13 protein-coding genes are annotated in these 14,563 nt (G+C 73.4%); 7 read left to right on the plus strand and 6 right to left on the minus strand.

The features are described from left to right. Window positions 1-71: 71 nt before the first annotated feature. Window positions 72-1,199, minus strand: a complete 1,128-nt coding sequence (gene alc, locus OG764_RS08550; RefSeq protein WP_328967800.1) for an allantoicase — start codon at window positions 1,197-1,199, stop codon at window positions 72-74. Between the two features lie 2 nt (window positions 1,200-1,201). Further along, window positions 1,202-2,536, minus strand: coding sequence for an allantoinase AllB (gene allB, locus OG764_RS08555; protein ID WP_443056196.1), 1,335 nt, complete (start codon window positions 2,534-2,536; stop codon window positions 1,202-1,204). A 336-nt stretch (window positions 2,537-2,872) separates the two neighbouring features. Here allB and OG764_RS08560 point away from each other — a divergent pair, with 336 nt between their 5' ends. Further along, complete coding sequence (locus OG764_RS08560; protein ID WP_328967802.1) at window positions 2,873-3,676, plus strand: IclR family transcriptional regulator; 804 nt, start codon at window positions 2,873-2,875, stop codon at window positions 3,674-3,676. A gap of 414 nt (window positions 3,677-4,090) precedes the next feature. Here OG764_RS08560 and OG764_RS08565 read toward each other — a convergent pair whose 3' ends face one another. Together OG764_RS08565 and OG764_RS08570 are read right to left on the minus strand one after the other, a co-directional pair. Beyond that, window positions 4,091-4,786: an ABC transporter ATP-binding protein gene (locus tag OG764_RS08565; protein WP_328967803.1), complete on the minus strand. Its 696-nt coding sequence runs from the start codon at window positions 4,784-4,786 to the stop codon at window positions 4,091-4,093. Then, window positions 4,783-5,874, minus strand: a complete 1,092-nt coding sequence (locus OG764_RS08570; RefSeq protein WP_328967804.1) for an ABC transporter permease — start codon at window positions 5,872-5,874, stop codon at window positions 4,783-4,785. The genes OG764_RS08565 and OG764_RS08570 overlap by 4 nt, the downstream gene beginning before the upstream one ends. 147 nt (window positions 5,875-6,021) lie before the next feature. Here OG764_RS08570 and OG764_RS08575 point away from each other — a divergent pair, with 147 nt between their 5' ends. Together OG764_RS08575 and OG764_RS08580 are read left to right on the plus strand one after the other, a co-directional pair. Continuing rightward, the gene (locus tag OG764_RS08575) at window positions 6,022-7,194 is read left to right on the plus strand and encodes a sensor histidine kinase (RefSeq protein WP_328967805.1); all 1,173 of its coding nucleotides are present in this window, start codon (window positions 6,022-6,024) and stop codon (window positions 7,192-7,194) included. 31 nt (window positions 7,195-7,225) lie between these two features. Beyond that, complete coding sequence (locus OG764_RS08580; RefSeq protein WP_328967806.1) at window positions 7,226-7,855, plus strand: response regulator transcription factor; 630 nt, start codon at window positions 7,226-7,228, stop codon at window positions 7,853-7,855. A 34-nt stretch (window positions 7,856-7,889) separates the two neighbouring features. Here the strand turns inward: OG764_RS08580 and yczR are convergent, their stop codons facing one another. Next, window positions 7,890-9,356 carry a MocR-like transcription factor YczR gene (gene yczR, locus OG764_RS08585; protein WP_328967807.1) on the minus strand — a complete coding sequence of 489 codons (1,467 nt, stop codon included), beginning with the start codon at window positions 9,354-9,356 and terminating at the stop codon, window positions 7,890-7,892. A 101-nt stretch (window positions 9,357-9,457) separates the two neighbouring features. Here yczR and OG764_RS08590 point away from each other — a divergent pair, with 101 nt between their 5' ends. Beyond that, entirely contained in the window at window positions 9,458-9,676 is a 219-nt protein-coding gene (locus tag OG764_RS08590; protein WP_328967808.1) for a hypothetical protein, read from the plus strand. A 172-nt stretch (window positions 9,677-9,848) separates the two neighbouring features. Here OG764_RS08590 and OG764_RS08595 read toward each other — a convergent pair whose 3' ends face one another. After that, window positions 9,849-10,142 (minus strand): DUF5955 family protein, encoded by a 294-nt coding sequence (locus tag OG764_RS08595; protein ID WP_328967809.1) that lies wholly within the window; start codon window positions 10,140-10,142, stop codon window positions 9,849-9,851. Between the two features lie 39 nt (window positions 10,143-10,181). Here OG764_RS08595 and OG764_RS08600 point away from each other — a divergent pair, with 39 nt between their 5' ends. The 3 genes from OG764_RS08600 to OG764_RS08610 all read left to right on the plus strand — a co-directional run bounded on the left by OG764_RS08600 (window position 10,182) and on the right by OG764_RS08610 (window position 14,201). After that, a complete protein-coding gene (locus OG764_RS08600) occupies window positions 10,182-10,802 on the plus strand; it encodes a nucleotidyltransferase family protein (protein ID WP_328967810.1) in 621 nt (206 codons plus the stop codon). A gap of 246 nt (window positions 10,803-11,048) precedes the next feature. After that, a complete protein-coding gene (gene aceB / locus OG764_RS08605) occupies window positions 11,049-12,668 on the plus strand; it encodes a malate synthase A (RefSeq protein WP_328967811.1) in 1,620 nt (539 codons plus the stop codon). Window positions 12,669-12,998: 330 nt separating this feature from the next. Further along, a complete protein-coding gene (locus tag OG764_RS08610; RefSeq protein WP_328967812.1) occupies window positions 12,999-14,201 on the plus strand; it encodes a GDSL-type esterase/lipase family protein in 1,203 nt (400 codons plus the stop codon). The last annotated feature ends 362 nt before the right edge of the window (window positions 14,202-14,563 follow it).

Here is a 14,563-nt window from a genome sequence, read left to right on the forward strand (position 1 = left end):
TCCGGCACGTCCCGGGATCACGGGCGGGTGTCGCACCGCCCGGGTTCATCGGTGGTCAGGAGCGGCCGGCGTCAGCCGTTCAGCTCCCGGTGGCGGGCGGTCAGCGCGGCCGCGCCCGACTCGGTCAGCGAGCCGTACAGGCGCAGGCGGGAGAAGCCGCCGTCCGGGAAGATGTCGATGCGGACGTGCGTGCCGACCGCCGGGGCGTCCAGGACGAAGCGGTGGTTGGTGTCGGGCTGCAGGCGGGTGCGCGGCAGGAACTCCGTCCACTCGCCCTCCTCGCCGGTCTTGACCGACAGGGAGGCCCAGCCGGCCGAGTTGCCCTTGAGGTAGGCGGTGTCGATCTCGACGGCGCGGATCTCGGACTCGGCGACGAGCTGGTAGCGGATCCAGTCGTTGCCGTCGTCGCGGCGGCGGGCGGTCTCCCAGCCGTCGTCCATCTTGCGGGAGCGGCCCGGGTTGATGGTGTTGGTCGGCGGGGAGTAGAAGCGGTTGGACGCGTCCTGGACGGCGCCGCCGTTCTCCAGGGCCACCACGTCGAAGGAGCCGAGCGCGTCGAGCCACTTCGGGTCGGGCAGGACCTCGCCGTAGACGCGCAGGCGGGCGATGCCGCCGTCGGGGTGCTGGTTGACGCGCAGGTGCGTGAAGCGCTGCTCGGCGTCGACCTCGAAGCCGTTGGCCGCGTGGCCGCCGACCGGGGTGCGCGGGACCAGCGTCGTCCACTTCACGTCGTCGCCGAGGAGCTCCTCGGGGGTGGGCGCGCCGGCCACGGAGGCGCCTTCGACGGACACGGCCTGCGGCATGTTGCCGCGGAAGTGGGCGGTGTCGACGACGATGCCGCGGATCACGCCGGGGGCGCCCAGGCGTACGAGCGCCCAGTCGTGGTCCTCGGCGGTGGGCCAGGGCTGCTCGGCGGAGATTCCGCGGCGGCGGCGGGTCTCCCAGCCGTCCATGACCTTGCCCTTGTGCCCGAAGTCCTCGGGGTCGAAGTGCGCGGCCTCGGCGATGAGGAGGTTCTCGCGCTGGGCGAAGAACTCGTCGTTGGCAGCGATGACGCCGGCGCCCAGCTCACGGGCGGCGAGGTTCGCGTACTGGGTGAACGGGAAGTCCGCGGTGCGGTAGTCCGCGTACGGGTCGCCGCCTCCGTACGGGTTCGCGTTGCCGGTGAAGGAAGCCAATCCAGTTGAACGCTGTGCCACGGTCAGTTCTGCCTTTCGAGGAGTCGGCCGGTGGGCTCGGACGGGGTGCCGTGGTCGGCGATCTGCGCACCGCGCAGCCAGGTGGACTTCACGACGCCGTGCAGGGTCCTGCCCGCGTACGCCGTGACCTGGTTGCGGTGGTGGAGACCGGCCGGGTCCACGGTGAAGGTCTCTTCGGGGGCGAGGACGGCGAAGTCGGCGTCACGGCCGGCCTCGATGGCGCCCTTCTGGCTCAGCCCGGCCAGTCGCGCGGGGGCCTCCGACATCCAGCGGACGACGTCCTCCAGGGTGCGGCCGCGCTTGCGCGCCTCCGTCCAGACGGCCGGCAGGCCCAGCTGGAGGGAGGAGATGCCGCCCCAGGCGGTCGAGAAGTCGGCCGTCTTCAGGTCCGCGGTGGACGGCGAGTGGTCGGAGACGATGCAGTCGATGGTGCCGTCGCCGAGCGCGTCCCACAGCAGGTCCTGGTTGGCGGCCTCACGGATGGGCGGGCAGCACTTGAACTCGCTGGCGCCGTCCGGGACTTCCTCGGCCGTCAGGGTGAGGTAGTGCGGGCAGGACTCGACGGTGACGCGTACGCCCTCGGCCTTCGCGGCCGCGATCAGCGGGAGCGCGTCGCTGGAGGACAGGTGCAGGACGTGCACGCGGGCGTTCAGCCGCCGGGCCTGGGCGATGAGGTTCTCGATCGCGGTGTTCTCGGCGTCGCGCGGCCGGGAGGCCAGGAAGTCGGTGTACTTCGGCCCCGGGACGAGCGGCGCGGAGTCCAGGTGGTGCGGGTCCTCGGCGTGCACGATCATCAGGCCGCCGAAGCCGGTGATCTCGGCGAGCGAGGAGGCCAGCTGCTCCTGGTCGAGCTCCGGGAACTCCTCGACGCCGGACGGCGACAGGAAGCACTTGAAGCCGAAGACGCCGGCGTCGTGCAGCGGGGCGAGGTCCTTGACGTTGCCGGGCAGCGCGCCGCCCCAGAAGCCGACGTCCACGTGCGCCTTGGCGCGGGCGACGTCCTGCTTGACGCGCAGGTTGTCCACCGTGGTGGTCGGCGGCAGGGAGTTGAGGGGCATGTCCAGGATGGTGGTGATGCCGCCGGCCGCGGCGGCGCGGGTGGCGGTCCAGAAGCCCTCCCACTCGGTGCGGCCGGGGTCGTTCACGTGGACGTGGGTGTCGACCAGGCCCGGAAGCAGGACGTCGTCGCCGAAGTCCTCGACCCGGGCGCCCGCGGGCGCCTCGGCCTCGTACGGCAGCACGGCCGCGATCTTCCCGTCGGCGACGGCGACCGAGGCCGCGCGCGTCCCCTCGGGAGTGATGACGCGCGTCGAGCGCAGTACCAGTTCCACAGCCACGTCGGACACCCGGAACCTCCCCATCTACTTCCACAGAGCGAAATTCAACGTTCTGTTGACGGAGTCTTCACGGCGACACGGAGCCCGTCAAGAGCCCCCGGACGGTCGCCCGAGTGGCGCTCGGCGCAATTGGATGTTTCCACAGAATGGAATTAAGATTTCACTCTACAGAACGTAGCTACCACCACGGGTGGCGTGCCGGACGGCCCGCCGGGGCCCGGCCCACCCGGACAAACCCCCTCTGACCGGCGGGTACGGTCTCGCCCTCGCACTAGGGCGGGCGACAAGCGCCCGGTAGGCTGCTCCCTTGCCTGCCAGCACCGAAAGGACCGCGCCGTGCCGACGTCCAGCGCCAGCACCACCGACGCTTCCTCAAAGGCCCCTGCCGCCAGCGGTGGCGTCCAGTCCCTTGAGCGCGCCTTCGATCTGCTCGAACGTATGGCCGACGCCGGGGGCGAGGTCGGCCTGAGCGAGCTCTCCGCCGCCAGCGGACTCCCGCTGCCCACCATCCACCGCCTGATGCGCACCCTGGTCGCCTGCGGCTACGTGCGCCAGCAGACCAACCGGCGGTACTCGCTCGGCCCCCGCCTGATCCGGCTCGGCGAGTCCGCCTCGCGGCTGCTGGGCACCTGGGCCCGGCCCTACCTGGCCCGGCTCGTCGAGGAGACCGGCGAGACCGCCAACATGGCCCTGCTCGACGGGGACGAGATCGTCTACGTCGCCCAGGTGCCGTCCAAGCACTCCATGCGGATGTTCACCGAGGTCGGCCGCCGGGTGCTGCCGCACTCGACGGGCGTGGGCAAGGCGCTGCTCGCGTACACGCCTGCCGACGAGGTGCGGGCGCTGCTCGCCCGGACCGGCATGCCCGCCGCCACCGAGAAGACCATCACCACTCCGGAGGGCTTCCTGGAGGCGCTGGAGCAGGTCCGCCGGGCGGGCTACGCGGTGGACGACAACGAGCAGGAAATAGGAGTCCGGTGCCTGGCCGTGTCGGTGCCGAACTCTCCGACGGCCGCCGCGATCTCCATCTCCGGCCCGGCCGGTCGCGTCACCGAGGCCGCGACCGAAACGATCGTCCCCGTCCTCCAGGGCATCGCCGCCGAACTCTCGGTAGCCCTCTCCAACCAGAACCCGGCGTAGCGGGCCTGACGCCCTGGGCGGCGCTCGCGGCGGTCCTGGGCGTGGCCCGCCTCAGCCTTACCGTGCCCTGGCGGGCAACTTCCAGCCTCGCCGGCGTTTGAGGCGGACCTGGGCCGGGCCCGCCCCGGCCACGCCGGTGCCCTGGCGGGCAACTTCCAGCCTCGCCGGCGTTTGAGGCGCGGGGTTTGGGGCGGAGCCCCAAGACTGCAACCCGGCTGACGCCGGGCACCGGGCTCCGCCCGGACCCGCTCCTCAAACGCCGGAGGGGCTGGAGCGTGCGCGGGGTCGCCGGGCCCTGCCCGGACCCGCTCCTCAAACGCCGGAGGGGCTGAAGCGTGCGACGGGGTCGGCGGGGTTTGCCGCCGAGGCAGGGTGTTGACCCTCGGGCAGCCGGCGAGGCTGGGGGCGGCGGGGTCAGCCCGTGAGGGACTTGAGGTCGGCGGCGGGGGCGAGGCGGCCGTCGGTCATGGTGGCGGTGTGGTCCATCCGCCCCAGGTGCGTACGGTCGTGAGTGACCAGCACCGTCGCCGTCCCCCGCTCCCGCGTCAGCCCGACCAGCAGGTCGAGCACCCCCTCGCCCCGCTCGTGATCCAGCGCACTGGTCGGCTCGTCGACCAACAGCACCGACGGCTCGTTCATCAGCGCCCGCGCGATGTTCGCCCGCTGCCGCTGCCCCCCGGACAGCTGATGCGGACGCCGGTCCGCCTTGTCCGCCAGCCCCACCGCGTCCAGCAGCTCCAGCGCCCGGCGCCGCAGGTGCCGCGACGGCCGTCCGGACAGATGCGCCATCACCAGCAGCTGCTCGGCGCAGCTCAGCGACGGCAGCAGGTTCGGCTGCTGGAAGACGATGCCGATGTGCTCGCGCCGCAGCGCGGACTTCTGCGCCGCGGTCAGCCGCGCGGTGTCCTGCCCGGCCACCACCACCCGCCCGGAGTCCGGCGTCACCAGCGTCGCGGCCACCGCGAGCAGGCTGGACTTGCCCGAGCCGGACGGTCCGACGACCGCCGTGAGGGTGCCGGCGGGCACGTCGAGGCAGACCGCGTCCAGGGCGGTCAGGCGGCCGTCGCCGTCGGGGTAGGTGAGCGTGACGTCGTGGACGAGGAGGGTCATCGGGCGCTCCCGAGGGCGGTCAGGGGGTCGACGGCGGTGATCCGCCGGATGGACAGGGCCGCCCCGACCACGCCGAGGCCGATCATGACGGCGGCGGGGATCAGCACGGTCGGCAGATCGAGCACGAAGGGCACGTCGCCCCCGCTGATCAGCACTCCGGCGGCGGCCGCGAGCCCGCTGCCGAGGCCGGTGCCGGCGAGCAGCATGACGACGGCCTGGCCGAGCGCGTCCTTGAGCAGGTACGGGGTGGACGCGCCGAGCGCCTTGAGGACGGCGACGTCCCCGCTGCGCTGGATGGTCCACACGGTGAAGAAGGCCCCTATGACCAGGGCGGAGATCACGAAGAGGAAGCCGCGCATCAGCTGGAGCGAGCCGTTCTCCGCGGTGTACGAGCCGATGGCGGTCAGCGCCTCGTCCAGCGGCAGGGTCTTCGTACCGGCAGCCCGGTCGCCGGCCGCGAGGTCGGCGCCGCCTGTGGTGCGCAGCGCGATCACGGTGGCCTGTTCTTCCGGCGGGGTGCCGGAGTTGCCGATGCGCTGCCAGTCGTCGAGGGCCACCCAGACCACGGGCGTGTGGCTGTAGGCGGCCGTGCCGGACACCGCCGCCACCGTCTCCTCGACGCTGCCGACGCGCACCGTGTCGCCGGCCGTGACCCCGAGTTCCGCGGCGGCCTTCTCGGAGAGGATCACCCGGCCCGGCCCGAGCGGGACGCCGGGCACCCGGGGGGCGATGCCCGCGTCCGGTTCCACGCCGAACGCCGAGACGGCGGCGGTCCGCTCGCCGGCCCGCGCGTTGAGGGTGCGGATGCCGACCGGGTCCGCCGCGGCCACGCCGGGCCGGCCGGCCCAGCTGCGCCAGGCGCTCTCGGACACCGAGGAGTGGGTGAAGGACACCTTCTGGCCGCCGGCCGGGGCGCCGAACGCGAGGTGGTCGGCGGGCAGGCCGGTGACGGCCGAGGTGTTCTCCCGTGCCAGGCCCGCGGTCAGCCCGGACAGCAGGCCCACGAGCAGCGTGATCAGCACCACGACGGCGCCCATCAGGGCGAAGCGGCCCTTGGCGAACCGGAGGTCTTTCCATGCGACGAACATGTCCCCCACCTTGGCCTTCCCCTCGGGCACACGGCATCGCGCCACGGTAGGGATCCTGGGGTCAAAGGGTGCACGGGGACATCGAACTTTCGGTTGACCGCCGCGGCGGCCGCTCCACGGCCCGGCCCGCTTAGGCTGGTTTCCGCCATGGAGCCCCGCCCCCTGACCCCCGTCTCCCGCATCCTGCGGCTGTGTCTGCACGCCCTGCTGCTGGGCCTGCTGGCGCTGGCCGCCGTACGGGCCACGGCCGATGCCGAGCCGCGGGCCGGGTGGACGGTGGCGGCCGCCGCGGTGATGGCCGCGCTGTACTGCGCGGGCGTGCGCGCCCCGGCGGTGCGCAGCTCGCCGCGCGCCGGCGCGCTGTGGCTGGCCGTCCTGCTGGTGGCCTGGGCGGGCCTGCTCGCGGTGTCGCCTCTCGGGGTGTGGATCGCCTTCCCGCTGTACTTCCTGCACCTGCACCTGCTGCCGCTGCGGTGGGCGGTGCCGGCCGTGGCGGTCACCGCGTGCGGGGCGATCGCGGGCTTCGTCGCGCACAGTCCGACCGTGAACCCGGGGGCCTTCCTCGGCCCGCTGCTGGGCGCGGCGGTGGCCGTCGCGACCGCCCTGGGCTACCAGGCGCTGTACCGGGAGAGCGAGCGCCGCCGGGAGCTGATCGAGGAGCTGATCACGACCCGCGCGGAGCTGGCCGCCGCCGAACGCGGCGCCGGCACCATGGCCGAGCGGGAACGGCTGGCCCGCGAGATCCACGACACGCTGGCCCAGGGCCTGTCCTCGATCCAGTTGCTGCTGCGCGCGGCGGAACGCTCGCTGCCGGCGGGTTCGCCGGCGGCCGGGCACATCGCGCGGGCCCGCGAGGCCGCCCAGGAGAACCTGGCCGAGGCCCGCCGCTTCGTCCGCGCCCTGACCCCGCCCGACCTGGAGCACGGTTCGCTGGCGGCCGCGCTGGAGCGGCTGTGTTCGGCCGCGCCCGGGCCCCGGGTGCGGTTCTCGCTGAGCGGCGGCCCGGCCGAGCTGCCCACCCCGTACGAGGTGGCGCTGCTGCGGATCGCGCAGTCGGCGCTGGCGAACGTGGTGCGGCACGCGCGGGCGGAGCGCGCCGAGATCACGCTGACCTTCATGGACACCTCGGTGACCTTGGACGTCGTGGACGACGGGCGGGGCTTCGACCCTCGGTCCGCGCCGTCCGGCGAGGGCGGCTTCGGCCTGCCCGCGATGCGTTCGCGCGCCGAGTCCCTCGGCGGCACGTTCACCGTGGAGTCTGCGCCCGGCCAGGGCACCGCGCTGGCCGTCACCCTGCCGCTGCCGGTGGCGCCGGCATGACCCCCCGCACCCCGCCGACCGTGGAGCACGTATGACCATCAGGCTGCTGCTGGCCGACGACCACCCGGTGGTACGGGCCGGGCTGCGCGCGGTCCTCGACACCGAGCCGGACTTCGCGGTCGTCGCGGAGGCCTCGACCGCCGAGCAGGCGGTGGCGCTGGCCGCCGCCGGACCGGTCGACGTGGTCCTCATGGACCTCCGGTTCGGTGCCGGCATGCACGGCTCCGAGGCCACCGCGGCCATCACGGCCCGGCCCGGCGCCCCGCGGGTGCTGGTCCTCACCACGTACGACACGGACGCGGACATCCTGGCGGCGGTCGAGGCGGGCGCCTCCGGCTACCTGCTCAAGGACGCCCCGCCGGAGGAGCTGGCGGCGGCGGTCCGTACGGCCGCGGCGGGCCAGTCGGCGCTGGCTCCGGCGGTGGCGCTGCGCCTGATGGACCGGATGCGCACCCCGGCGCAGGCGCTGACCAAGCGGGAGCTGGAGGTGCTCCAGCTGGTCGCCGACGGCCTCTCGAACCAGCAGATCAGCAAGAAGCTCTTCCTCAGCCAGGCCACGGTCAAGTCCCACCTGGTCCACGTCTACGCCAAGCTCGGCGTCGACTCGCGCACGGCGGCCGTGGCGCTCGCGGGTGCCCGGCGCCTGATCCGCACGCCGTAGCCCGTGTCGTCGCGGTCCGACCCCGCCGGCGGGGTCAGGCCACCCAGTGCGGGCGGTCGACGGCCGGGGACAGCGGCACGCCCTCGTGGAAGGCGGCGGCGAGGCGTCGGACGCCTTCCTCCAGCCTGGCGGCGGGCAGCGTGTACGGGATGCGCAGGCGGTGCTCGAAGGTGCCGGGGTCGACGCCGAAGCGGGCACCGCGGCCGATGTGGACGCCGGCCGCGCCGGCCCGCTCGGCGAGCGCGGAGCTGACCGGTTCGCCGAGGTCGACCCAGAGCGACAGGCCGCCGGGCGGCAGCTGCCAGCGCCACTCCGGGGTGTACTGCTGCAAGGCGGTGACCAGCGCGGACCGCTGGTCGCGGAGCTGGGCGAGGCGGGCGGGCAGGCCCTGGTCGAGGTCCGCCAGCAGCCGGATCGCGACCAGTTGGTCCAGCAGCGAACCGGTCATGTCGGAGGCGACCCGGACCGCCGTGAGTTCGGTGATCAGCTGGGCGCCGGCCCGGATCCAGCCCACCCGCAGGCCGCCCCAGTGGGTCTTGCTGAGCGAGCCGATGGTGAGCACGTGGTCGGCGCCGCCGCGACTGCCGAGGGAGGCCAGCGGGGCGGGCCGGGGCACGTCGAGGGCGATCTCCGAGATGGTCTCGTCGACGATCAGCCAGGTGCCGGCGCGGCGGGTCGCGGCGAGCAGCCGCTGCCGGTCCTCGACGGGCATCAGCGAGCCGGTCGGATTGTGGAAGTCCGGTACGACGTAGGCGGCGCGCGGCTCGGTCTGGCGGAGTGCGGACTCGGCGAGCTCCATGTCCCAGCCGCGGTCGGAGACGGCGACGGCCGCGGTCCGCAGCCGGGCGTGGCGTACGGCGTCCAGGGCGTTGGCGTAGGTGGGGTTCTCGGTCATCACCCGGTCGCCGACGCGGCACAGCAGGCCGAGCGCGAGGACCAGGGCCTGCTGGGCGCCCGCCGTGACCAGGATCTGGTCGGGGCGGGTGGGCAGGCCGCGGCGGGTGTAGCGGTCGGCTACGGCGGCGCGCAGCTCGGGCAGGCCGTACGGGCGGTAGCCGGGGGTCCGGGCCACTTCGGCGAGCCGCGGCGCGGCCCAGGCCAGGGCCTCGCCGAGGACCCCCTCGGGGGCGCCCATCGCGGCGATGGCGAGGTCGATGCCGTCGTCGTCGGGCACCAGCGCGTGCGCGCCGACCGGCGCGTGGCCGGCGGGCAACTCGGTGAAGGTGCCCGAGCCGCGGCGGCTGTGCAGGTAGCCGCTCTCGCGGAGCAGGTCGTAGGCGGCGGTGACGGTGGCCCGGCTGGCGCCGACGGCCTCGGCGAGCTCGCGCTCGGCGGGCAGCCGGACGTGCAGGGGGACCCGGCCGTCGAGGATGAGGGTGCGGACGGCCTCGGCGAGGGCCCGGTAGCCGGGGCGGGCCAGCACTTCCGGGGGGAGCAGGGCAGCGAGCTGGCGGCTGCCGATGGTCCTGTCCGCCGTATGGACCACTCGCCCGCTTGCCATGCCAACCTCCCCCGATTGGCTCTGCCGACCAGGCCAATCCGGCTCCAGACTCCCCTTATTGGCCCCCGATTGGCAAGGGAGATCTGGTGAACATCCATGGTGTGAACGCTGACCGCACGCCGGCCGCGACCCTCACGGACCGCGACGAGCGGGCGCTGCTGCGGGCCCACGAGTCCCGCATCGCGGCCCCGCTGGGCGTCTCCCGCGCCCTGCGCTCGGCCGTCCGCACGGCGGCCCGCACGATCACGCGCACCTTTCCCCGCCGGCACGCGGGCGCCGGCGCGCGGGCGTCCCGTCCCGAGCGCCCGGTACGTACGTAGGGGCGGCGCGGGATCTGCGGCGGGCGCGCGGGGGCGTCCGTACGCGGGACGGAGGCGACGGACGCTACGGGGCGGGACGGGGACGGACGCTACGGGGCAGGGCGGGGGCGGACGGGGCGGGGCAGGGCGGAGGCGGACGGGGCGGGGCGGGTCGCGAGGGCGCGGGTTTCGGTCAGCGGCGGGGGGTGAAGGCGCGGACCGCTTCGCTCAGGGCGGCGAGGGGGGCGGAGAGGGCGCTGACCGAGCCGAGGGCGCCCGCCACGGCCAGCAGCGAGCGCACCAGCCGGGCCGGTTCCGGCGCGGCGCCGGACGCCATTGCGCCGAGTGCGCCGAGCTCGTCCTCGGCGATCCCCCGCTCGGCGAACTCCCTTGGGTATCCGGCCAGTTCCCGTCGCAGCCGGGAGACCGCGAGTCGCAGCGCGACCACCCTGGGGTCCCCTTCACCGTTGTCCACGCGCTCGCGCACGCCGGTCAGTCAACCATGCCGTGGTGGTATCCAGGACCCATGGCACACACCCGGATCACCGCGCCGACCACGGCGCCCCGCATCGCCGGCCTGCTGCTCGCCGCGGGCGGCGGCCGCCGCCTCGGAGGCCGGCCCAAGGCACTCCTGGACTACCGCGGCCGCCCGCTCGTCGAGAACGCGGTGCGCGTGCTGCGCGAGGCGGGCTGCGCGCCGCTGCACGTGGTGCTCGGCGCCGCGTCCGCGGAGGTCCGCGAGCGCGCCGACCTGGCCGGATGCGTGGTCGTCGACAACCCGGACTGGGCCGAGGGCATGGGCTCCTCGCTGCGGGCCGGCCTCGCTTCGCTGGCCGGCACCGGCGCCGATGCCGCGCTGGTCTCCCTCGTCGACCAGCCGGGCATCGGGCCGGAGGCCGTCGCCCGGGTGCGGGCCGCGTACCGCTCCCCCGCCAGCCTGGCCGCCGCCGCGTACGACGGGGAGCGCGGGCATCCGGTGCTCTTCGGCTCGGACCGGTGGCCGGACATCCGCGCCACCGCGACCGGGGACCGCGGTGCGCGCGTCCACCTGAGGAATCACGCCGCGGACCTCATCCTGGTGGAGTGCGCCGACATCGCGGAGGACTACGACATCGACACCCCGCCCGATCTGGCGCGTCTCGCCTGAGCGGGGCGTGACCGCGATGGCACTGAGAGCCATCCACAACCGGAGTCTGTCGACTCAGAGAATCTCGACATCAACAAACCATTGAACTTCCACGACGTGGAAATTACTATCCACTGGTCAGAAGCGCCCTGAACCACATACGGCGCCCGCGACCGTATCCAGGAACTCTCAACACCCTGCGGCACTCCGTGCCGTGCGCGAGCATTCCCGCGGCCGCAAGGCACCGCCGCTGAAGGAGTGACAGATATGTCAGCACCAGCGCCGTCCACGCTGGCCATCGTCGACGCCGAGCCCCTGCCCCGGCAGGACGAGGTCCTCACCGAAGCGGCACTGGCCTTCGTGGCCGAGCTGCACCGGCGATTCACGCCCCGCCGCGACGAGCTCCTCGGCCGCCGCGCCGAGCGCCGCGCCGAGATCGCCCGCACCTCCCACCTCGACTTCCTCCCGGAGACCGCACAGATCCGCGAGGGCGACTGGAAGGTCGCGCCGGCGCCGGCCGCGCTCAACGACCGCCGCGTGGAGATCACCGGTCCGACCGACCGCAAGATGACCATCAACGCTCTCAACTCGGGCGCGAAGGTCTGGCTCGCCGACTTCGAGGACGCCTCCGCTCCCACCTGGGAGAACGTCGTCCTCGGCCAGCTCAACCTGATCGACGCCTACGAGCGCCGGATCGACTTCACCGACGCGCGCACGGGCAAGTCGTACGCCCTCAAGTCCGCCGAGGAGCTCGCGACCGTCGTCATGCGGCCCCGCGGCTGGCACCTCGAGGAGCGCCACCTGCGCTTCGACGGCCGCGCCGTCCCGGGCGCGCTGGTCGACTTCGGCCTGTACTTCTTCCACAACGCCCAGCGGCTGATCGACCTCGGCAAGGGCCCGTACTTCTACCTCCCGAAGACGGAGTCGCACCTGGAGGCGCGCCTCTGGAACGAGATCTTCGTCTTCGCGCAGGACTACGTGGGCATCCCGCAGGGCACCGTCCGCGCCACCGTCCTGATCGAGACGATCACGGCCGCGTACGAGATGGACGAGATCCTCTTCGAACTCAAGGACCACGCCGCGGGCCTGAACGCCGGCCGCTGGGACTACCTCTTCTCCATCGTCAAGAACTTCCGTGACGGCGGCGAGAAGTTCGTCCTGCCGGACCGCAACGCGGTGACGATGACCGCCCCGTTCATGCGGGCGTACACCGAACTCCTGGTCCGCACCTGCCACAAGCGCGGCGCGCACGCCATCGGCGGCATGGCGGCCTTCATCCCGTCCCGCAAGGACGCCGAGGTCAACAAGGTCGCCTTCGAGAAGGTCAAGGCCGACAAGGACCGCGAGGCGGGCGACGGCTTCGACGGCTCGTGGGTGGCCCACCCGGACCTGGTGCCGATCGCCATGGCCTCCTTCAACGCGGTCCTCGGCGACAAGCCGAACCAGAAGGACCGCCTGCGCGAGGACGTCTCCGTGGCGCCCGGCGACCTGATCGCGATCGACTCGCTCGACGCGAAGCCCACGTTCGACGGCCTGCGCAACGCGGTCCAGGTCGGCATCCGCTACATCGAGGCCTGGCTGCGCGGCCTGGGAGCCGTCGCCATCTTCAACCTGATGGAGGACGCCGCCACCGCGGAGATCTCCCGGTCGCAGATCTGGCAGTGGATCAACGCGGGCGTGATCTTCGAGGACGGCCGGCTCGCCACCGCCGACCTGGCCCGCGAGGTCGCCGCCACCGAACTGGCCGCGATCCGCGCCGAGATCGGCGACGAGGCCTTCGCCGCCGGCAAGTGGCAGCAGGCCCACGACCTGCTCCTCCAGGTCTCCCTGGACGCCGACTACGCGGACTTCCTCACCCTCCCCGCCTACGACCAGCTCACCGGCTGAGCAACCCTCTGAAAACCCGCCCTTTCGGCTGAATTCGCACAGCAGCCGAACCGGCCCGCCGCCGCCCCCGGGGTCACCGACCCCGGGGGCGGCGGTTTTTCCTGCTCGCACGCCGATGGGGCGGAGATCTGACGGTTCGTCGAGGAGGCCCGGCGGCGAGGGGGAGCCGAACGACCGGTCGGTCGTTACCCAAAAGTAACCTGCGGCTACCTAGCGGTAACAAAGGCGTGCGTGGCACCTTTCCGTTGCCACCGGCCGGCGGTTCCCCCACTTCCCCAGCCATGTGCCCGAGTTGACCATCGGGTGCAGGCCGACCGCAGGAGTTCCGCAGTGATCGGATTCCGCACCTCCCGCACCGCCACCCCGTCCCCGCGCGCCGCCCGCACCGCCCGGCTCGCCGCCTGCGCCGCGCTCGCGCTGCCGCTCGCCGCCACCACGCTGTTCGGCGCGAGCGCCGGTACCGCGGCCGCCAGCCCCGGGGCCGGACCCAGCGCCGTCGTCTCCATGGGCGACAGCTACATCTCCGGCGAGGCCGGCCGCTGGAAGGGCAACAGCCTCACCAACAGCGGCAGCCGCAACGGCTCCGACCGCGCGTGGGTCTCCGGCAGTACGTACGACCCGAGCCGGGTGTACGGCGCCACGGCCGCCAACGGCTGCCACCGCTCCGACTCCTCCGAGGTCAACAGCGCGACCGGGATCGCCGACGTCGCCGTCAACCTCGCCTGCTCCGGGGCCGTCACCGACAACGTGTTCCGCGCCGCGAACGGCGGCGTCGCCTACAAGGGCGAGGCGCCCCAAGCCGACCGGCTGGCCGCCGTCGCCGCCTCCCACGACGTCAAGATGATCACGCTCTCGATCGGCGGCAACGACCTCGGCTTCGCCGACATCATCGAGAACTGCGCCTACGACTTCGTGCTCTGGGGCTCGTACTGCTACGACGACCAGCAGGAGGTCGTCAACGGCAAGATCGACGCGGTGATGGCCAAGGTCGGCAAGTCCGTCGACGAGATCCGCGCGGTCATGTCCGCCGCGGGCTACGGGACCGGGGACTACCGGCTCGTCCTGCAGTCGTACCCGTCGCCCATCCCGCGCGGCGCCGAGAACCGCTACACGCAGAGCGACTGGAGCCGCTACAACACCGGCGGCTGCCCGTTCTGGAACCGGGACTCCGACTGGGCCCGCGACACGCTCGTGCCGCAGATCGCGAACCGTCTGAAGGCGGTGGCCGCCGCCAAGAGCGTCCAGTTCCTCGACCTGCGCGACATGATGCAGGGCCGTGAGGTGTGCGCCAAGGCCAGCAAGCAGGTCACGTCCACGCAGGTGCCGTCCGCCAAGACCAGTGAGTGGGCGCGCTGGATCGACAACAACTCGTCGCAGGGGCTGGTGCAGGAGTCCATGCACCCGAACTACTACGGCCAGCTGGCGCTGGGACGCTGTCTCACGCTGCTCGCGGGGCAGCCTGGCGGTGGCCAGTCCTGCCGCAACACGGCCGGCGCCGACCACACCGGCATGTACCTGACCCCCCTCCCGTAACCGCCCCGACCCGTCCCGGACCCCGCCACGGTCAGCCCCCACGCTGACCGTGGCGCGCCCTTCGGCTCCGCCGGCAACACCCAGCCTCGCCGGCGTTTGAGGCGCGGGTCCGGGCGGAGCCCGGCAACCCTCCGCACCCTCCAGCCCCTCCGGCGCTTGAGGAGCGGTGCCGGGCGGAGCCCGGCTAACCCCCCGCACCCTCCAGCCCCTCCGGCGTTTGAGGAGCGGGTCCGGGCAGGGCCCGGTGCCCGGCGTCAGCCGGGTTGCAGTCTTGGGGCTCCGTCCCAAACCCCGCGCCTCAAACGCCGGCGAGGCCGGGAACTGCGCCCCAAGACGTCAGCGAGGCAGGGGTGGGCCCCGCA

This window comes from Streptomyces sp. NBC_00239, assembly GCF_036194065.1.
Classification (GTDB): Bacteria; Actinomycetota; Actinomycetes; order Streptomycetales; family Streptomycetaceae; genus Streptomyces.

What these genes read in the sequence shown, in the direction of transcription:
- OG764_RS08565 (WP_328967803.1), bottom strand. Translation starts at nt 4,786, where the DNA reads ATGACCCTCCTCGTCCACGACGTCACGCTCACCTACCCCGACGGCGAC.
- OG764_RS08570 (WP_328967804.1), bottom strand. Translation starts at nt 5,874, where the DNA reads ATGTTCGTCGCATGGAAAGACCTCCGGTTCGCCAAGGGCCGCTTCGCC.
- OG764_RS08575 (WP_328967805.1), top strand. Translation starts at nt 6,022, where the DNA reads ATGGAGCCCCGCCCCCTGACCCCCGTCTCCCGCATCCTGCGGCTGTGT.
- OG764_RS08580 (WP_328967806.1), top strand. Translation starts at nt 7,226, where the DNA reads ATGACCATCAGGCTGCTGCTGGCCGACGACCACCCGGTGGTACGGGCC.
- yczR (WP_328967807.1), bottom strand. Translation starts at nt 9,356, where the DNA reads ATGGCAAGCGGGCGAGTGGTCCATACGGCGGACAGGACCATCGGCAGC.
- OG764_RS08600 (WP_328967810.1), top strand. Translation starts at nt 10,182, where the DNA reads ATGGCACACACCCGGATCACCGCGCCGACCACGGCGCCCCGCATCGCC.
- aceB (WP_328967811.1), top strand. Translation starts at nt 11,049, where the DNA reads ATGTCAGCACCAGCGCCGTCCACGCTGGCCATCGTCGACGCCGAGCCC.